Annotated in this window: 6 protein-coding genes; all 6 read left to right on the top strand. The window is 45.5% G+C overall.

Going from position 1 to position 18,570, the window contains the following annotated elements; genetic code table 11:
* Positions 1-111: 111 nt before the first annotated feature.
* The 6 genes from ACL934_RS12525 to ACL934_RS12500 all read left to right on the top strand — a co-directional run bounded on the left by ACL934_RS12525 (position 112) and on the right by ACL934_RS12500 (position 18,550).
* Positions 112-3,057: a hypothetical protein gene (locus ACL934_RS12525; RefSeq protein ID WP_413612356.1), complete on the top strand. Its 2,946-nt coding sequence runs from the start codon at positions 112-114 to the stop codon at positions 3,055-3,057.
* Positions 3,058-3,164: 107 nt separating this feature from the next.
* The gene (locus ACL934_RS12520; RefSeq protein ID WP_413612355.1) at positions 3,165-3,950 is read left to right on the top strand and encodes a hypothetical protein; all 786 of its coding nucleotides are present in this window, start codon (positions 3,165-3,167) and stop codon (positions 3,948-3,950) included.
* Between the two features lie 133 nt (positions 3,951-4,083).
* On the top strand, positions 4,084-4,437 hold the full coding sequence (locus ACL934_RS12515) for a KH domain-containing protein (protein WP_413612354.1): 354 nt from the start codon (positions 4,084-4,086) through the stop codon (positions 4,435-4,437).
* Positions 4,438-4,619: 182 nt separating this feature from the next.
* Positions 4,620-13,640 (top strand): tail fiber domain-containing protein, encoded by a 9,021-nt coding sequence (locus ACL934_RS12510; protein ID WP_413612353.1) that lies wholly within the window; start codon positions 4,620-4,622, stop codon positions 13,638-13,640.
* On the top strand, positions 13,621-13,920 hold the full coding sequence (locus tag ACL934_RS12505) for a hypothetical protein (protein ID WP_413612352.1): 300 nt from the start codon (positions 13,621-13,623) through the stop codon (positions 13,918-13,920). Before ACL934_RS12510 ends, ACL934_RS12505 begins: the two co-directional genes overlap by 20 nt.
* Before the next feature lie 115 nt (positions 13,921-14,035).
* Positions 14,036-18,550: a tail fiber domain-containing protein gene (locus ACL934_RS12500; RefSeq protein ID WP_413612351.1), complete on the top strand. Its 4,515-nt coding sequence runs from the start codon at positions 14,036-14,038 to the stop codon at positions 18,548-18,550.
* Positions 18,551-18,570 lie beyond the last annotated feature (20 nt).

Raw genomic sequence — 18,570 nt, 5'->3', positions numbered from 1 at the left:
GACTTTCATAGAATGGTTCCGTCTCAGATTGAGTTGCTCCCAAATATTTGGTGGCAACTCTGTTCGAATATAGTTCAGAAATCTTCTTCGAAATCCGAAAAGAAATACCGAATGATTGCAATGATCTGTTCTGAGCGTATTGGTTTTCCATCTCTTTTCAAAAATCTAATATGTTTTTGCGCCGTCTCTATTTTAAACATATCTTGTACTATGGATGCGACTCTTAAAGATTTAACATCACCCTCTCAAATTGAGACATTGAAGTTTGATGAAACTTTTTTGGATGTTAGCGCTCTTCACCCCAAGGTTTTCAGCATGGATTTCACTTCGAGCGGTGAGCTGCAGGTGAATTTGAGTATGGAAGAGTACATCTACAAAAATAAAGTTAAATTTGTGAACGTGCCTGATGGAGCTTCTTTGCAGTGTTCAGGGGCCTCATCGAACTTAGCATTGCAGTCCCTGGATCTGGACGGTGCAAAATCATTTTCCATGAAGCTGAATTACTGGGTTCCCACCTTGCAAGAGTGGTCGGATATCGAAAATCAGAGTTTTAGTTGTTGGTATGAAATTGCCGGAGGAAAATCGCAAGTCATCACATTTAAAGTGACATTGAAAGAGTCGGATATAATCCGTGTTTCTGTTCCTAATTATGCAGGGACAGAAGTTAAAGGCAGATCCGAAGGTGGAAAAATATCCGGTGATGGAAGATTTGTAGTATATACCTCTTCTCAGGAAGATTTTGCCGCCGAGGATGATAATGGTGAAGATGACGTTTTTGCAAAAGATCTTTCCACCGGAAAGGTTTATATAGTTTCAAAATCTTCTGCGGGCCAGGTTGGGAACAGAGATTCCGATGGTGGATCAATCAGCTTTGACGGACGTTATGTGGCGTTTACCTCTAGTTCGACGAACTTGGTGTCTGGTGATACAAATAATTCAACGGACGTTTATGTTCATGATCGTCAAACGGGTATAACGACTCGTGTGTCCGTGGATAGTTCCGGTGCTCAAGGGAACGGTTCTTCCTATGACCCGTCACTCAGCTCTGATGGGCGTTATGTGGTGTTTACATCTGGTTCGACGAATTTGGTTTCTGGTGATACAAACGCAATGCAAGATATTTTTGTCCATGATCGCCAAACAGGTGTGACGACTCGAGTATCTTTGGATAGTTCCGGTGTTCAAGGCGACGGGAACTCGTATGATGCATCACTCAGCTCTGATGGTCGTTACGTTGCATTTTATTCTTCATCTACTAACTTAGTGGCTGGTGATTCGAATTCGAAAGATGATATTTTTGTTCATGATCTCCAAACAGGTGTGACGACTCGAGTGTCTGTGGACAGCTTCGGTGCTCAAGGGAATGGTCATTCGTATTTTGCCTCCCTCAGCTCAGACGGTCGTTATGTGACATTTTATTCTGGAGCCGCAAACTTAGTAACTGGCGATACCAATGCCGACGCTGATGTTTTTATTCACGACCGACAAACAGGCGTGACGACTCGCGTGTCCGTGGATAGTTCCGGTGCGCAAGCAAATGGTCCGTCGTATTATCCCGTACTGAGTTCAGATGGTCGTTACGTTGCATTTTATTCTTCATCTACTAACCTAGTGGCTGGTGATACGAATGCGGTGTACGATATTTTCGTTCATGACCGTCAAACCGGCGCGACCAATAGAGTGTCTGTCGATAATGCCGGCGTTCAGGGGGATAGCAACTCTATGTTTCCGTCATTGAGTTCAGACGGTCGATACGTAGTCTTTGATTCTATAGCCTCTAATTTTGTGTCTGGAGATACGAATCTCCATGAGGACGTTTTTATTCACGATCGTGAAATGGGAGTGACAGGGCGGGTATCTCTTGACAGTTCGGGCGGGGAGGCTAGTGAAGCCGCATACAAACCTGCATTGAATGCTGACGGACGTTTTGTTGTATTCCAGTCTTATGACTCTAGTTTAGTTCCAGGCGATATGAATGGAGACGGTGATATTTTCATTCATGATCGTCAGAGTGGAGTGACAAGTTTAATATCCGTGAATATTTCCGGAACTTCGGGAAGTTCTGAATCGTATGCTCCTGCCGTGAGTGCCGATGGTCGTTATGTCGCTTTTCAATCCAGCGCAACAGATTTGATTGCTGGAGATACAAATGGCTTTTGGGATATTTTTGTTCGCGACCGCCAAACGGGTGTTACAAGCCGAATTTCAGTGGATAGCGCCGGTGTTCAAAGTAATGGGAACTCTTATGCACCGTCATTGAGTGCGGATGGCCGCTATGTCGTGTTTGAGTCGAAAGCCACAAATTTAGTGGCGGGAGATACAAATAACTCTACAGATATTTTTGTCCATGATTGCCAAACAGGTACGACGACTCGTGTGTCTGTGGATAGTTCTGGAACTCAGGGGGATTCGTATTCAGAAACGGCCTCAATCAGTGGTGATGGTCGTTATATCGCATTTGAATCTGGAGCTTCTAATCTCGTAGTCGGAGACACTAACGCCAATCAAGATATTTTTGTTCATGATCGTCAGACGGGCTTAACGAGTCGTGTTTCGGTAGATAGTTCTGACGTGCAGGGGAATGATCATTCATATACGGCTTCGCTTAATAGCGATGGTCGCTATATTGCGTTTAGGTCGAGCGCCTCTAATTTAGTGACGGGAGATACAAATGGCCAAGATGATGTTTTTGTTCATGACCTTCAAGGGGGCATTACGAGTCGCGTGTCCGTAGACAGTTCTGGTATGCAGGGAAGTCTGTACTCAGGGACACCCTCCATCAATGGTGATGGCCGTTATGTCGCGTTTGAGTCTAACTCCACTAATTTGGTATCGGGGGATACGAATGCCCAGACAGATGTTTTTGTACACGACCGTCAAACGGGAAACACAAGTCGCGTTTCTGTAAACCGTTCTGGTGTTGAGGGAAATTGGTATTCCGCCACGGCATGTATCAGTAGCGATGGTCGTTATATAGCGTTCGAATCTGAAGCCGATAATTTGGTATCAGGAGATTTTAATTGGAATTACGATATTTTTGTCAGAAAAAATAAGTAGACGCATTTTAGCTATGAAGTCGTTATAGTTGCATAGTGGTAATTTGACTGTTTCTTGTTATGACTTCAAGCTAGCGTTCTTGTGGGGATACACAAGATGGAGCGTGAATGTTTAGATTTCTGCCGTTTCTTTGCGTAATTTTTATTGGAAGTTATTCCTCATCTAAAGAACTCAAACCACTTCACGTTGCAACCATTGAAATTCCTCCTTTTTTGAGTCAAGGCATGCCTCAACGAGGGGCTGCTGGATATGCTTTGCATGAAACCTTTAAAAGCATGGGATATGATTTGATTTTGGAGTTCTATCCTATTCGTCGCGCCAAAAATATGACTCTTAAAAATCCTCAAATAATGGCTTTCGTACCTTGTTCCAAAAGTGACGTGATTCCCGGTTTTCTTCTATCGGACCAATTTTTTCAAACAACGACCTTAGTCGTCGAACACAAAGAAGCTCCTCTGGTGTGGAATGAACCGACTGATCTTGGAAAGTATAAGGGAAGCATCGGTCGAGGGTATTCCTTAAAACCTCCGATGAAAGAGGTTTTTGACAAAGGACTTCTGAATATCGAAGAAGCTCCGGATGATGTTTCGGGACTCTTGAAGGTTGCAAGTAAGCGGGTACAATATCACCTTGTCACGGATGGCATGTACAAGTTTTTGATTGAGACTGATCCGAAAATAAAATCGGTGGCAGAGAGTTTGCGTGTTAATCCGAAACCAGCTTCGCACGTCTCTTGGGGAATATGTTTTAAGGAGAATGATTCTGTAAGTCGTCAGGTGATGAAAGAACTCAATAGCAGCCATGAGAAAGCAAGATTTTCTGAGCATGTGTTGGACTACGTTAAAAAGATGAAATCAGTGATCCCAGAAAAAGAGAAATCAGGTGGAAAATAAAGCAATATAGTGTTGTTCCCAAAAAAGTGATGTACGGTATTTCGTAAAACCTATCTAGATTTACGACTTCAAGTCTACAATTCCTCATATTTGTCCCGATAATGTAAGAGAGCAGTCATATGGGGAGGCTCTCGTGTCAGAAGCAAAAGTATTACAGATAATTCGTAGAAGGGTACCAGTGTTGCAAGACCAAGAAGAAACGTCTAATGAGTCAAGGTTTAATAAGTTAAGAGAAGATACTCGGAATCTTTTAGAGCAAGTCATAAAAAGGATGGTGAATAATCCTGCCGATATTAAGGTTTCCTTTAAAGTCGGAGAAAGAACGACAGTTTACTACGTGGATTGTTCCAAAGAAAGTTTGGGAAGACTTATTGGTGCGAAGGGAAAAAATATCACAGGACTTCGTGCCCTTCTTACGGCCATGATGCAATTCAACGGAATCAGGGCCATCATAGAAATTCCTTACTACGAGCCTGATAAAGGTTAATTCAAGTGAGCGAGGAGTCCAGCTCCTCGCGTCGTTTTTCATCTGTCAGTTTTATTCATCCTTTGGTCATCACCATCCTCTTTTTTCCTTTTCATTAAAACTCAACTGTTTCCGCGCAATCGGGATCAAAATATTCTTAATAAGATATGTCGTGGGGCAGATGGCAACCCGATACGTTCAATATGAAAACTCACATTTGGGTCGTATCAACCTTCAAAGTGCTCTTAGCTCTTCTTTTTCCGGGGATGGCTTTTGCCGCTCCAACAGGATTAACATATCAAGGGCGTATTCTTAAGTCGGACGGCACGCCATTAGAATATGCCAATGTCAGTTTCATTTTTCAGATCACGAATCCAACGGGTTCGTGTGTGATTTATCAAGAACAAGTGACTGGTTATAATATGGTGAACTCGAGCGGTGTTTTTGACATCGCAATCGGAGGGGGCTCCATTCAATACCCGCTCGGGGGATCTTTTACTGTATTAGACACCTTTAACAATGGCTCCACTTATAATTGTGGAACTTGTTCGTCATCAAGTGGAACGTATATTTGTTCTGATAGCACGGCAACTTATGCTCCCACCGTAAGTGAAGGTCGTAAACTTCGCGTACAGTTTTATGATGGGAGTGGATGGAAAACAATTTCTCCCGACAATGTGATTCGCTCTGTGCCTTACGCGGGATACGCGGTGTCGGCACAAAAGTTGGGAAATAAAATCGCCAGTGACTTTTTAGATAAAGCGGGTCTTCCGGACTGTAGCGGTGGTAAGTATTTAACTTGGAACGGAACTGCTCTCATTTGTAATACGGTTTCAGGGGCTTCCGGGGGTACTGTGACAGATGTCACCGGTACTGCGCCTATTAGTGTGGCGACCGGTACATCTACGCCTGTGATTTCTATTGCAACTGCAAATATGACAACAACAGGCGCATTAAGTTCCGCAGACTGGAATACTTTTAATAACAAGCTTGGAACAACGACAGCTTTCACTGGTGACGTCAGTGGAACATACAACGCGACAAGTGTGGATAAAATCAAGGGTAAAGCGATTTCTCCAGCAGCCTATGCCGCGGGACAAGTTCTTCGCTATGATGGGACGAATTGGATTAATGCGCTAATTGATATATCTACAGATATCACCGGAACTCTCTCTATTGCTAATGGTGGTACCGGTGCGACTACAGTTGTTGGAGCAAGAACCAATTTAGGTCTTGGTACAGCCGCCACTGTGAACACGGGTTCTGCTGCTGGCAATATTCCAGTTCTTGGAATCGGCGGGTTGGTTGCAAATCAACTTTGTACTTCCGATGGTACATCAAGTGGAATCATTTGTAATACGACGATGCCGGTAAGTTCTCAATGGACGACGGCGGGTTCAGATATTTACTACAACACAGGTAAAGTGGGCGTGGGCACAGCAACTCCAGCTACAGCACTTGATGTTGGGGGAGCTGTTCGTATTGGTGCGGATGCGACAGCCTGTGCCGCAGGGATAGCTGGCGCGATTCGTTATAATGGTGGAAATGTCGAGTTTTGTAATGGCTCTTCATGGTCTGCATTGGCCGTCAGTGGTTCTGGTATTACTTCTTTCAATGGTTTAACATCAAATACGCAATCTTTTGCAACACCGGGCACGGCAGGAACAGCACCTGCATGGTCTTCAAGCGGTTCAACACACACTTTGAATATTCCGATGGCTTCAACTGGCGGAGTCACTGCAGGTCTTATTTCCAATGCAGACTATGTTGTGCTTAATGCCAAATTAGGAACGACAACGGCATTTTCAGGTGACGTCAGTGGAACATACAACGCGATAAATGTCGACAAAATCAAAGGTGTTGCTGTTGATACAACGGGGCTGACTTCTGGACAAATTCTTAAATACGACGGAACGAAATGGATCCCTGCGAATGACAGTGATGCCGGAGGCACAGTCACGAGTATTACGACGGGCACAGGTTTGACAGGTGGACCTATCACGACGTCAGGAACTATTTCGTTATCAAATATTGGTACTGCAGGAACATACACAAAAATCACAACCGATGCTCAAGGTCGTGTGACAAGCGGTACGACTTTATCTGCGGCAGATATTCCAAATTTAGATTGGACAAAAATCACGACAGGTAAACCAACGACTCTTGGTGGGTACGGCATCGCTGATGGTATTCAAAATCTTGGCGGAACTCCAAGTGTTCAAACCGGAACTTTAGCGACTCGTCCTGCATTTGGAACTGCGGGGCAGATTTACATCGCTTCAGATAATAATACAATTTATCGTGACACAGGCACAGCATGGGTGGCTATTGGTGACGGAGCTGTTGGAGGTGTGACGTCAGTCTCTGCAAGTGCACCTTTATCTTCTTCAGGTGGAACGACACCGAATCTTACACTTTCTCAAGCGAATACAACAACGGATGGTTATTTAACTTCAACTGATTGGAACACTTTCAATAGTAAACTTGGAACCACAACCACGTTTTCTGGCGACGTGAGCGGAGCTTACAACGCAACAAGTGTTGATAAAATCAAAGGTAAAGCTGTGGCGCCAGCAGCGTATGTGACGGGACAAGTTCTTCGCTATGACGGAACTAGTTGGGTGAATGCTCTTATCGATGCTTCCACAGATCTAACAGGAACTTTAGGTATTGCCAATGGTGGTACTGGTGCAACAACAGTTGTTGGTGCAAGAACAAATCTTGGTCTTGGTACCGCAGCAACAGTGAATACGGGCTCTGCGGCGGGGAATATCCCAGTTCTTGGAATTGGTGGTTTGGTTGCAAATCAACTTTGTACCTCTGATGGCACTGCCAGTGGAATCATTTGTACAACATCCATGCCGGTTAGTTCGCAATGGGTAACGAGTGGTTCAGATATTTACTATAACACAGGAAAAGTGGGGGTTGGTACGACAACTCCCACAACGGCGTTGGATGTGAGTGGTGCCGTTCGTGTTGGTACTGATGCGACTGCCTGTGCTGCCGGCATTGCGGGTGCGATTCGCTATAATGGTGGCAACGTAGAATATTGTAACGGAACTGCATGGACCGCGTTTGCGGCAAGTGGTTCTGGTATTACATCTCTTAATGGCTTGACATCAAACACCCAAACATTTGCAACACCGGGAGTTACGGGAACTGCTCCAAGTTGGTCATCAAGTGGTTCTGCTCACACTCTGAATATCCCAATGGCTTCAGGTGCCGGAGTTACTGCAGGTCTTTTAAATAAAACAGACTATGATGCCTTCAATGCAAAACTCGGAACATCTACATCATTCTCCGGCGACGTGAGTGGCTCATATAACTCTACAAGCGTTGATAAGATCAAGGGTCGGGCGGTCTCTTCGACAGCACCAACAGATACGCAGTTCTTAGTTTATAATAATGGTGCAACTCAATACGCTCCAGTATCAATGAGTGGTGATGCGACCATGTCAAATACGGGTGCCGTGACTTTGAAAAATACAGGGACGGCTGGCACATATACGAAAATTACGACCGATGCTCAAGGTCGCGTGACAAGTGGAGCAAATCTTACTGCAGCAGATATTCCTAACTTAGATTGGTCAAAAATTACTTCTGGAACCCCAACAACTCTTGGCGGCTACGGTATTACGGACGGCATTCAAAATCTTGGCGGAACTCCAAGTGTTCAAACTGGAACTTTGGCGGCTCGCCCTGCATTTGGAACGGCGGGACGACTTTACGTTGCGTCGGATAACAATACTTTATATCGCGACACAGGTTCGGCGTGGGTCGCGATCGGTGATGGTGCAACAGGTGGTGTCACATCCGTGGCGGCAAGTGCTCCATTGTCTTCTTCGGGTGGTGCAACTCCGAATCTTACGATTGCTCAAGCAAATACAACGACAAGTGGTTACTTAAGTTCTACTGATTGGAATACATTCAATAATAAACTTGGAACTGTGACTTCATTCTCTGGCGATGTCAGCGGTGCTTACAACGCAACAAGTGTTGACAGAATCAAAGGTAAATCTGTTGCGCCAGCAGCATACGTAACGGGACAAGTTCTTCGTTACGATGGAACAAGCTGGGTGAATGCTTTGATTGATGCTTCAACTGATTTAACAGGAACGCTTGCGATTGCAAATGGTGGTACAGGAGCAACAACTGCAGCGGGAGCAAGAACGAATTTGGGTCTCGGTACGGCTGCGACGGTGAATACAGGATCTGCGGCAGGAAATATTCCTCTTTTAGGCGTCGGTGGTTTAGTTGCAAATCAACTTTGTACATCTGATGGAACCGCAAGTGGAATTATTTGTACTACGAGTATGCCTGTTAGTTCTCAATGGGTGACGAGTGGATCGGATATATACTACAACACAGGCAAAGTAGGTATTGGAACCACAACTCCGGCGACGAAACTTGATGTTGGTGGCGCTGTTCGTGTCGGTACAGATGCAACGGCTTGTGCCGCTGGTATTGCCGGTGCGATTCGTTATAACAGTGGCAACGTTGAATATTGTAATGGATCTGCATGGACTGCTTTTGCAGCAAGTGGTGCTGGTATCACATCTGTCAACGGATTGACGTCGAATACTCAAACACTGGCAGCACCAGGAACATCTGGGACAGCACCGGCTTGGTCTTCAAGTGGGTCTGCACATACTCTCAATATCCCAATGGCAAATACATCTTCAGTCACTGCGGGTCTTATCAGTAATGTTGAATATGATACTTTCAATAATAAACTTGGAACAGCAACATCGTTTTCTGGCGATGTCAGTGGAACCTATAACTCAACAAGTGTTGATAAAATTAAAGGCCGTACAGTTTCTTCAACGGCACCGACAGATGCTCAATTCTTGGTTTATAACAATGGAGCGACTCAGTATGCTCCTGCATCAATGAGCGGTGATGCAACGATGGCAAATACAGGTGCTGTGACTTTGAAAAATACGGGCACAGCAGGAACTTATACTAAAGTGACTACAGATGCTCAAGGTCGTGTTACCAGTGGTACAACTTTATCTGCGACTGATATTCCTAACTTAGATTGGTCAAAAATTACGACAGGGACACCAACAACTCTTGGTGGTTACGGTATCACAGACGGCATTCAAAATCTTGGCGGTACACCAAGTGTTCAAACTGGAACTTTGGCAGCACGTCCTGCATTTGGAACTGCGGGACGACTTTACATTGCCTCGGACAGTAATACTTTATATCGCGATACAGGTTCTGCCTGGGTGGCAATCGGTGACGGTGCAACGGGTAGTGTGACATCAGTGACTGCAAGTGCGCCATTGTCTTCTTCGGGTGGTACTGCTCCAAATCTTACGCTTTCTCAAGCGAATACAACAACGGATGGTTATTTAACTTCAACTGACTGGAATACGTTTAATAATAAACTTGGAACGGCAACTTCATTTTCAGGCGATGTGAGTGGTGCCTATAACGCTACGAGCGTTGATAAGATCAAAGGTAAAACAGTTTCTCCGGCGGCATATTCATCAGGACAAGTTCTTCGTTATGACGGAACAAATTGGGTGAATGCCACGGTCAGTGCATCAACGGATTTGACCGGCACTCTTCCCATCGTCAACGGTGGTACTGGTGCAACAACGGCAGCAGGTGCAAGATCTAATTTAGGTCTTGGTACTGCGGCCACTCAAAACACAGGATCCGCTTCGGGTAATGTGCCTTTGCTTGGTGCGAGTGGTATTACGAATAACATGATGTGTACTTCGGACGGTACAGGTTCGATTATTTGTAATACGGCAATGCCTTTAGGAGCTTCAACAGCATTCTCGGGTGATGTGAGTGGAACCTATAATGCGACAAGCGTTGATAAAATCAAAGGCAAAACAGTTTCTCCGGCGGCATATTCGTCAGGACAAGTTCTCCGCTATGACGGAACAAACTGGGTAAATGCTTCAATCAATGCAGCGACAGATTTGTCGGGCATAGTACCAGTGGCGAATGGTGGTACAGGGGCAAGTTCGTTTGATGCCGCGGGACTGGTTGATAAGACAAGCACTCAGACAATCACAGGCGCGAAGACATTCCAATTTGGTGATAACACGGACACGATCGGGACGGCGTTAACGATTCAAAGACTTAGAAGTAACTCAACAGCTCCGGCGGCAGGGCATGGTGCAGCTTTAAATTACTCTCTTGAAACAGCAACGAATAACACATTGGCGACGGCGGGAAGCATTTCAACATTGTGGGAAGCGTCTCAGACGGGAGCATCTACTCAAGATGCCGCCATGGTCTTCAGTACAAGTCTTGATGGAACGACGACTGAAAAAATGCGTATTACTTCTGCGGGTGATGTGCAAATCGCAGGGCAAGTTAAAATTTCTGGCGGTGGCCCCGGCGCTGGCAAAGTTTTGACATCGGATGCCTCTGGTTTAGCAACATGGCAAACGGCCGCAGGAGGTGGGATTACATCTCTTAACGGACTCACTGCTGGAACACAGACTTTTGCAATTGGTACTTCGGGTATGGCTCCTGCATTTAGTTCTGCGACAAGTACGCATACTTTGAATATTCCAATGGCGAATACAGCGTCAGTCACTGCGGGTCTTATTAGTAAATCAGAATACGATACATTCAATAGCAAACTTGGAACATCAACATCATTCTCAGGTGATGTGAGTGGAACGTTCAACGCAACAAGCGTTGATAAGATCAAAGGTAAAACGGTTTCGCCTGCAGCTTATACTGCCAATCAAGTTCTTCGTTATGACGGAACAAATTGGGTGAATGCTGCAATCAATGCCGCAACGGATTTGTCAGGCATTGTGCCTGTGGCGAATGGTGGTACTGGTGTAAGTTCGTTGGGATCAGGAAATCTTTTAGTGGGATCGGGCACAGGAGCGGTGACTTCGCTTGCAGCCGGAGTTGCAGGAAATGTTGTCTATTCAACCGGTGTCACGACTTGGGCGAGCGGTACGCCAGATACTGCAGGTCTTGTCGATAAAACCACCACACAAACAATCAGTGGTGCGAAAGCTTTCTCTAACTATGTTCAGATGAATGCGCAAAACCAAGTGCGTTTTGCGGATTCGGATTCAACAAACTATGTGGCGTTGAGATCTCCGGCAACAGTGGGTTCTAATGTGACATGGACATTGCCGTCAACTGATGGAACAAATGGACAGGTTCTAAAAACCGACGGTACGGGAGTTCTTTCTTGGACGACGATGTCGGGCACTCCTGCAGGCGCAAACGGCCAAATTCAGTTTAATAGCGCTGGATCATTTGCGGCTAGTTCTAATCTCACTTTTGATTCGACATGGGGAAATGTAAAGATTGGACCCACGACGACAACAGATACATACTATACCATTTCAACGGCATCTTCGTCTTCTACGGCTAACATGATACATCTTTCCACTAGCTCCACCGGAACGACCAATTCGGATGGTCTTGTAATGGGAATCTGGAATTCCAGTTCCGTGAAAATACTCATGAAGGAGTTAGGTTATGATTTGTCTTTAGGTATTGGGGGTGCTGATCGCATTACAATGAGAAGTTCTGATGGAAGCATTATTTTGAATCCAAGCAGTAGTGGATACGTTGGAATTGATGGTTCCTTTTCGAGAACTCTGGGAGTTGAGCGTGCGGGTAGTGGGGCTGGTAAAGATCTAACTATAAGTGCTGGCCACGCTCCATTGGCGTCTTCCAACACAAGTGGTGGTGATGTCGTAATATCTTCAGGGAATGGATTTGGATCTGCAGGTTCGAATATCTACATCAAGACTTCGACTCCTGGCGCGTCGGGTTCGACTGAAAATGTCACTTCGACGAAGATGGTAATTCTAGGGAACGGAAATGTCGGCATCGGAACAAATAGTCCTAATATAAATGGTGCGGCTTCCACTGGGACTATTGTAACCGTTAAGGGGTCAAGTGCGGATGGAGGCCTTGAGTTGGCGTCGGGAGCTGCTGATGGAAATGCTGTTTCTAATGGATTTTTGTCATTTGTTAAATCCAACAACACGATACCGACTGATAAGCGTATAGCGTTGATCAGGTCTTTTACTGATGGTACGACTGCTAATGACCGAGGTGGAGCTCTTACTTTCTCAACGCGTAAAGATGGGGGTGGTGCCGGGGGAGTGGTTGTCGAACGGATGCGAATCGACGATGATGGAAATGTCGGTATCGGGACGACAACGCCACTGCAAAGATTATCGGTGCAGGCAAATACCACGAGTAATTATCCATTAGATGTTCGAACAAGTGACTTTGTTACATCCTCTACGGGATCTCGCATCGTTTTGGGTTTGGGTGCGAATACTGGAGATACCTACGGCTCAATCAATGCTCAAAAAACGGGTTCTGCAAATTCAACGGATTTAGCTTTAGCCAATCTTGGAGGTAACGTCGGTATTGGAACAATACCATATATATACTCAAAACTTCACGTTGGGGCTGCGGGAACGGTTCGCTCAACTATCGGGACAGATGGGGCGGTAAATACAAGTTCAGCGGTTTTAGAACTTGTGACGTTGAACGGTCAAGGTTATGGTCTGGCCAATACTTCTAGCAAAGGTTGGGCTATCGAAGGTAAAGGTAACGGATATGCTACAGTGGGTCTTCAAAACGACCTCTCCTTTACGTATTGGAGTGGCACGACGGCCACGACAATTCTGTCTCTGGATAGTGTGGCGAGCAATGTTGGCATCGGTACGACATCTCCGGGCTATAAACTCGACGTACAAGGTGGCGATATCAACGCCTCAGGAAGCGTTCGTTCTGCTGGTGTTGCGTTGACATCAGACATCCGCTTCAAAAAAGACATCCAAGTTTTGGATCATTCTCTTGAGAAAATTTTGAAACTTCGTGGTGTTAGCTATAATTGGAAAACACAAGAATACCCAGAAAGAAAATTCAACAGCCGTCATCAGATTGGTGTGATCGCTCAAGAAGTTGAAGCGGTCTTCCCAGAACTCGTGGATACAGATAAGAGTGGTTATAAATCTGTTAATTATCCGGCGTTGGTAGGACCGTTGGTTGAGTCGACAAAATCTCTTTATGGTATGTGCAAAGCTTCTGTAGAACAAATGCAAGCTTTGCAAAACAAGGTGAACGAGTTGGCTGCGAACGACAAAAAACAAGATCGTGAAATTGCCTCTGTGAAAGCAGAAAACGAAAAACTTAAGCGCGAAAATGCGGCGATTAAATCATATCTTTGTGCAAAGGATCCACATGCTGTCATTTGTAAATAAACTGATTCTTTTATTACTGTTGGCTATTCTTACGGGCTGTTCATTGGAAGCATCGCTTGAACAGCTTGCAGGAGAAGCGGCACCGATCAAACTCCAAGATCCCGCCAAAACAACAGGTCTTGTTTCCGGTTCTACACAGACAGGAACAGCAACAGGCGGTGGCGTGACTTACCATGTGCAAAGTACGGTTGGTAACTACCTGTCGGAAATGGAACAGACAACGACAGATAATAGCTATAAAGTGTATAGTTCTGTTCAAGGTGCCATCGTTTCCAACTAGAGAGTGTCCTATCCTGAGTCGTACAATGTGAGTATCCCATATTTTCGGGAACACAATTGTAGTAAATTCGTTAGTTGCCCTTAATTGTAGTCTGTCAAAAACCGATAAAGTTTCTATGAACAACCGGATCTGGATCGTATCAATTCTGAACGTAATCGGCGTTTTCCTTTTGTCCTGGACTTCATTGGCAGCACCGACAAGTTTGACTTATCAAGGCCGTATTCTAAAAACGGATGGTACTCCGCTAGAGTACAACAATGTCAGTTTTATTTTTCAGATCACGAACCCAACGGGTTCCTGCGTGGTATATCAGGAACAAGTGACCGGATATAGCATGGTGAATTCCGGTGGTGTTTTTGATGTGGCAATTGGTAAGGGAACTGTCAGTTATCCTCTTACGGGAAACTTTTCTATCCTGGATGCCTTTAATAACTCTTCAAATTTTACTTGTGGATCTTGTAGTGGATATACCTGTGTAGACGGTTCATCGACTTACACACCTGTGTCTAATCATGATCGTCTTTTACGAGTTCAATTCTACGATGGTGCTGGATGGAAAACTATTTCTCCAGACAACGTCATTCGTTCGGTCCCTTATGCGGGTTACGCGCTCTCTGCGCAAAAGTTAGGTACGAAGACAGAAAATGATTTCTTGATAAAGTCCGGAGTACCGACTTGTTCGGCCAATGAGTTCCTCTCATGGAATGGAACGGCTTTAGTTTGTGCTCCGGTGTCTGGAGCCAGTGGTGGAACAGTGACATCCGTGACTTCCACGAATTCTTATCTTTCAATCGCAAATGGAACATCAACTCCGTCACTCACGGTGAATGTTGGTGTAATAGCGGGAACTGTGGCCGCGGGAAATGACTCTCGCTTTACGGATGCGCGCACTCCGACGGGAACTGCAGGTGGGGATCTTTCTGGAAGCTATCCCAACCCAACAGTTGCCAAAATTCAAGGTGTCGCCGTTTCAAATGGAGCTCCCGCATCAGGACAATTTTTGAAGTACGATGGCACTCAGTGGGTAGGAAGTGCCATTGCTATGAGTGATGTCACCAATTTAAATTCGACTTTGAGTAACTATCAGACTGTGGCCGCATTTAACACCGCGGTGGCGAGTGCGAACTGTGCCACTTACGAAGCTCCTTACTGGAACTCAGTTGCTGGCAAATTCCTTTGTCAATCAATCAACGTCTCCGTAGCAGGAGACGTGAGTGGTAGTATCGGAGCTGTCTCAGTCAATAAAATCAAAGGTGTTGATGTCGATACGACAGGCTTAGCTACGGGACAAATTTTAAAATATGATGGCACGAAGTGGGTTGCTTCAACCGATAGTAATGCCGGCGGTACCGTCACCAATGTTGCCACAGGTACGGGGTTAACTGGAGGGCCGATAACGTCCACTGGAACTATTTCTCTAGCGAATACGACAGTAACTGCGGGCTCGTATACCAGAGCGAATATCACAGTCGATGCTCAAGGTCGTTTGACATCTGCAAGCAATGGTGCGGCTGTGAATTTGGCCTCAGAAGTGACGGGGACATTACCCATTGCCAATGGTGGTACGGGACAAACTTCAGCACTAGGTGCATTTAATGCGCTTTCTCCTCTGAATACAAAAGGAGATCTATTAACTCGAGACGGAACCAACAATATTCGTATAGGGGTAGGAACAGATGGACAAGTCTTGTCTGCGGATTCAACACAAGCTTCCGGACTCAAATGGAGCGCTGTTATTGCTGACCCTGCGAATTTTTCTTCTATAGTTCCGGTTGCAAAGGGTGGTACCGGAACTACGTCACTGACTGCCAACAGATTGATAGCATCGAATGGAGTGGGTTCTGCTTTGACAACGTTTAATTGTGCGGTTGGAGAATTTGTTACTTTCGATGCCACAGGTTTAATGATTTGTTCTTCCTTTACGTCAGGTACCGTCTTCGTTAATGGTGGAAATAGTTTTGGTGGTGTCGCGAACCTTGGAACGAACGACAACTATGATTTGAATTTGAAAACTAACAATACCACGCGGATGACGATCACCTCTGGCGGAAGTGTGGGTATTGGAACTGCGGGACCGGGAGCAAAACTGGACGTTCAAGGAGGTTTTAATTCTAGTACGGATGCGCTGAAAATCGTTGATACCACAGCCGCCACCGGATTTCTAAAAATAGGTGATGGGACATCAATCGCGGGTGACTTTATACCCATGATTTGGGGTAAAGGTAAAGGGACTGGCAATCCCGATCGTAATGGTCTTTTCTTTAATGGTGAACCGGGACAAGACAACGCCAACTCGCCGGCGGTTGTTTTTAATGGAGTACTTAATGGTGCGGCTCTTACCAATTCACCAATAGCTTCCTTCCGCTCCAATAATGTTGAGCGAGTTGTTATTACTCCAAGTGGAAGTGTTGGTATCGGAGCATCCAGCCCAGGAGCGAAATTAGAAGTCGCGGGCCAAGTGAAAATCACTGGTGGCGCACCTGGAGCTGGCAAAGTTTTGACTTCTGATGCAGCTGGATTAGCAACATGGGAAACTCTTCCTGCAAGTAATCCGGGAACAGTAACAAGCGTGACATCTGCAAATAGTTATCTGTCTGTTGCAAACACAACGTCAACTCCGGTCATCACGGCGAACGTCGGTACTGTCGCAAATACTTTGGCAGCGGGTGACGATGCCAGACTTACAGACGCTCGTACACCGACAGGAACTGCGGGCGGAGATTTATCAGGTACTTATCCCAATCCAACTGTCGCGAAAATCAATGGCAACGCAGTGGCTTCGACAACACCAACTACCGGGCAAGTGATGCGTTGGAGCGGTACTCAGTATGCTCCCGTGAATTTCGGAGTCAGCCATTTACTTTCCGCAACGGGTATCCAACAATTTGCGAATTCATCGTGTTCAGCTTCGCAAACTCTGACATGGTCATCACTGACTGATACATTCACTTGCGCAAATATTGCCGGGTTGGATGCCGGAGTTATTACAACAGGAACGATCGCTGCCGCGAGACTTCCATCATCTGCGACGGTGTGGGCTGATGGCGGCTCCGGGAAAATATATTATAATGGCGGTAACATCGGAATTGGAACAACGGCTCCAACGCATCCATTGAGTGTGGTTTCAGCAATCAGCCTGGATCGTTTCGGTGGGACTTCGCCTCATTTAGTTTTGCGGGGAGCCGCAGGAACTTTGGCGGCACCAACGGCTACGGCTAACGGTGGTGGTATTGGATTAGTTTCCGGCAATAACTATGATGGAAGTTCCTGGTACTCCAGCTCTTTTATGGGTATGGTGAACACTGAAGCGACTACGTCCACCAATAGAGGATCTGACATTTACTTCTCAACGACGCCAAACGGAAGTGCGACTGCGGTTGAAAGAATGCGCATACTTAATAGCGGTAACGTTGGTATCGGGACGACAACACCATTGCAAAGATTATCGGTACAAGCAAATACCACAAGTAATTATCCATTAGATGTTCGAACAAGTGACTTTGTTTCATTGTCTACAGGATCTCGCATTGTTTTCGGTTTGGGTGCGAATACTGGAGATACCTACGGCTCAATCAATGCTCAAAAAACGGGTTCTGCAAATCCAACGGATTTAGTTTTAGCAAATCTTGGAGGTAACGTCGGGATTGGAACAAGCACTCCTGCTCACAGACTTCATGTAATGGGATTAGTTCGAATTGATGAGTCTGCAGTTCCGCTCACATTCAACGAAACTGATCAAGGAGCTGTTGTCGGAAAATATTGGCGCATGCCTTTGGATGGCACCACTTTACGTTTCGACTCCGATCAAGTGGGGGATGGAAGTTTCGGAACTTACAAAACTCCTCTGGCTTTAACTGCTGCAGGCAACGTTGGTATCGGCACAATAACTCCGAGTTATAAACTCGATGTTAATGGTTCTAGTAAGGCACAAACATTTATTGCGACTGATGGGTATTATTATGGTTTCGGCGATGAATCGACTAGAATCGAGGGAAGTGGATCTTCTGATTATATCGCGTTTTTAACCAACGGCGGCGCTGAAAGAATGCGTGTTGCTAATGGTGGTAACGTCGGGATTGGCACAACGACTCCCGGCTACAAACTCGATGTTCAAGGTGGCGACATTAATGCTTCGGGAAGTGTGCGCTCTGCGGGAGTTGCGTTAACATCGGACATCCGATTTAAAAAGGACATCCAAGTTTTAGATCACGCTCTTGAGAAAATTTCGAAACTTCGTGGCGTCAGTTATAATTGGAAAACGGAAGAGTACCCAGAGAGAAAATTCAACAGCCGTCATCAAATCGGCGTGATCGCTCAAGAAGTCGAAGCGGTCTTCCCAGAGCTTGTTGATACAGATAAGAGTGGTTATAAATCCGTCAACTACCCGGCCCTGGTAGGACCATTAGTCGAATCCACGAAATCACTTTATGGAATGTGCAAAGCTTCAGCGGCACAAATACAATCTTTGCAAGACAAAGTGAACGAGTTGGCTACTAACGACAAAAAACACGATCGTGAAATCACCTCTGTGAAAGCTGAAAATGAAAAGTTGAAGCAAGAAAATGCGGCGATCAGAGAGCGTTTAGAACGTTTGGAAAAATATTTGTCGAAAATGAATTCCGAACAGTAATTCCAGAATAAAAGAATGCA

Source organism: Bdellovibrio sp. HCB-110 (assembly GCF_047323225.1).
Taxonomy (GTDB): Bacteria; Bdellovibrionota; Bdellovibrionia; order Bdellovibrionales; family Bdellovibrionaceae; genus Bdellovibrio.
Note: the sequence above shows the minus strand (reverse complement) of the source record. Positions and strands in the feature narration are given on the sequence as shown.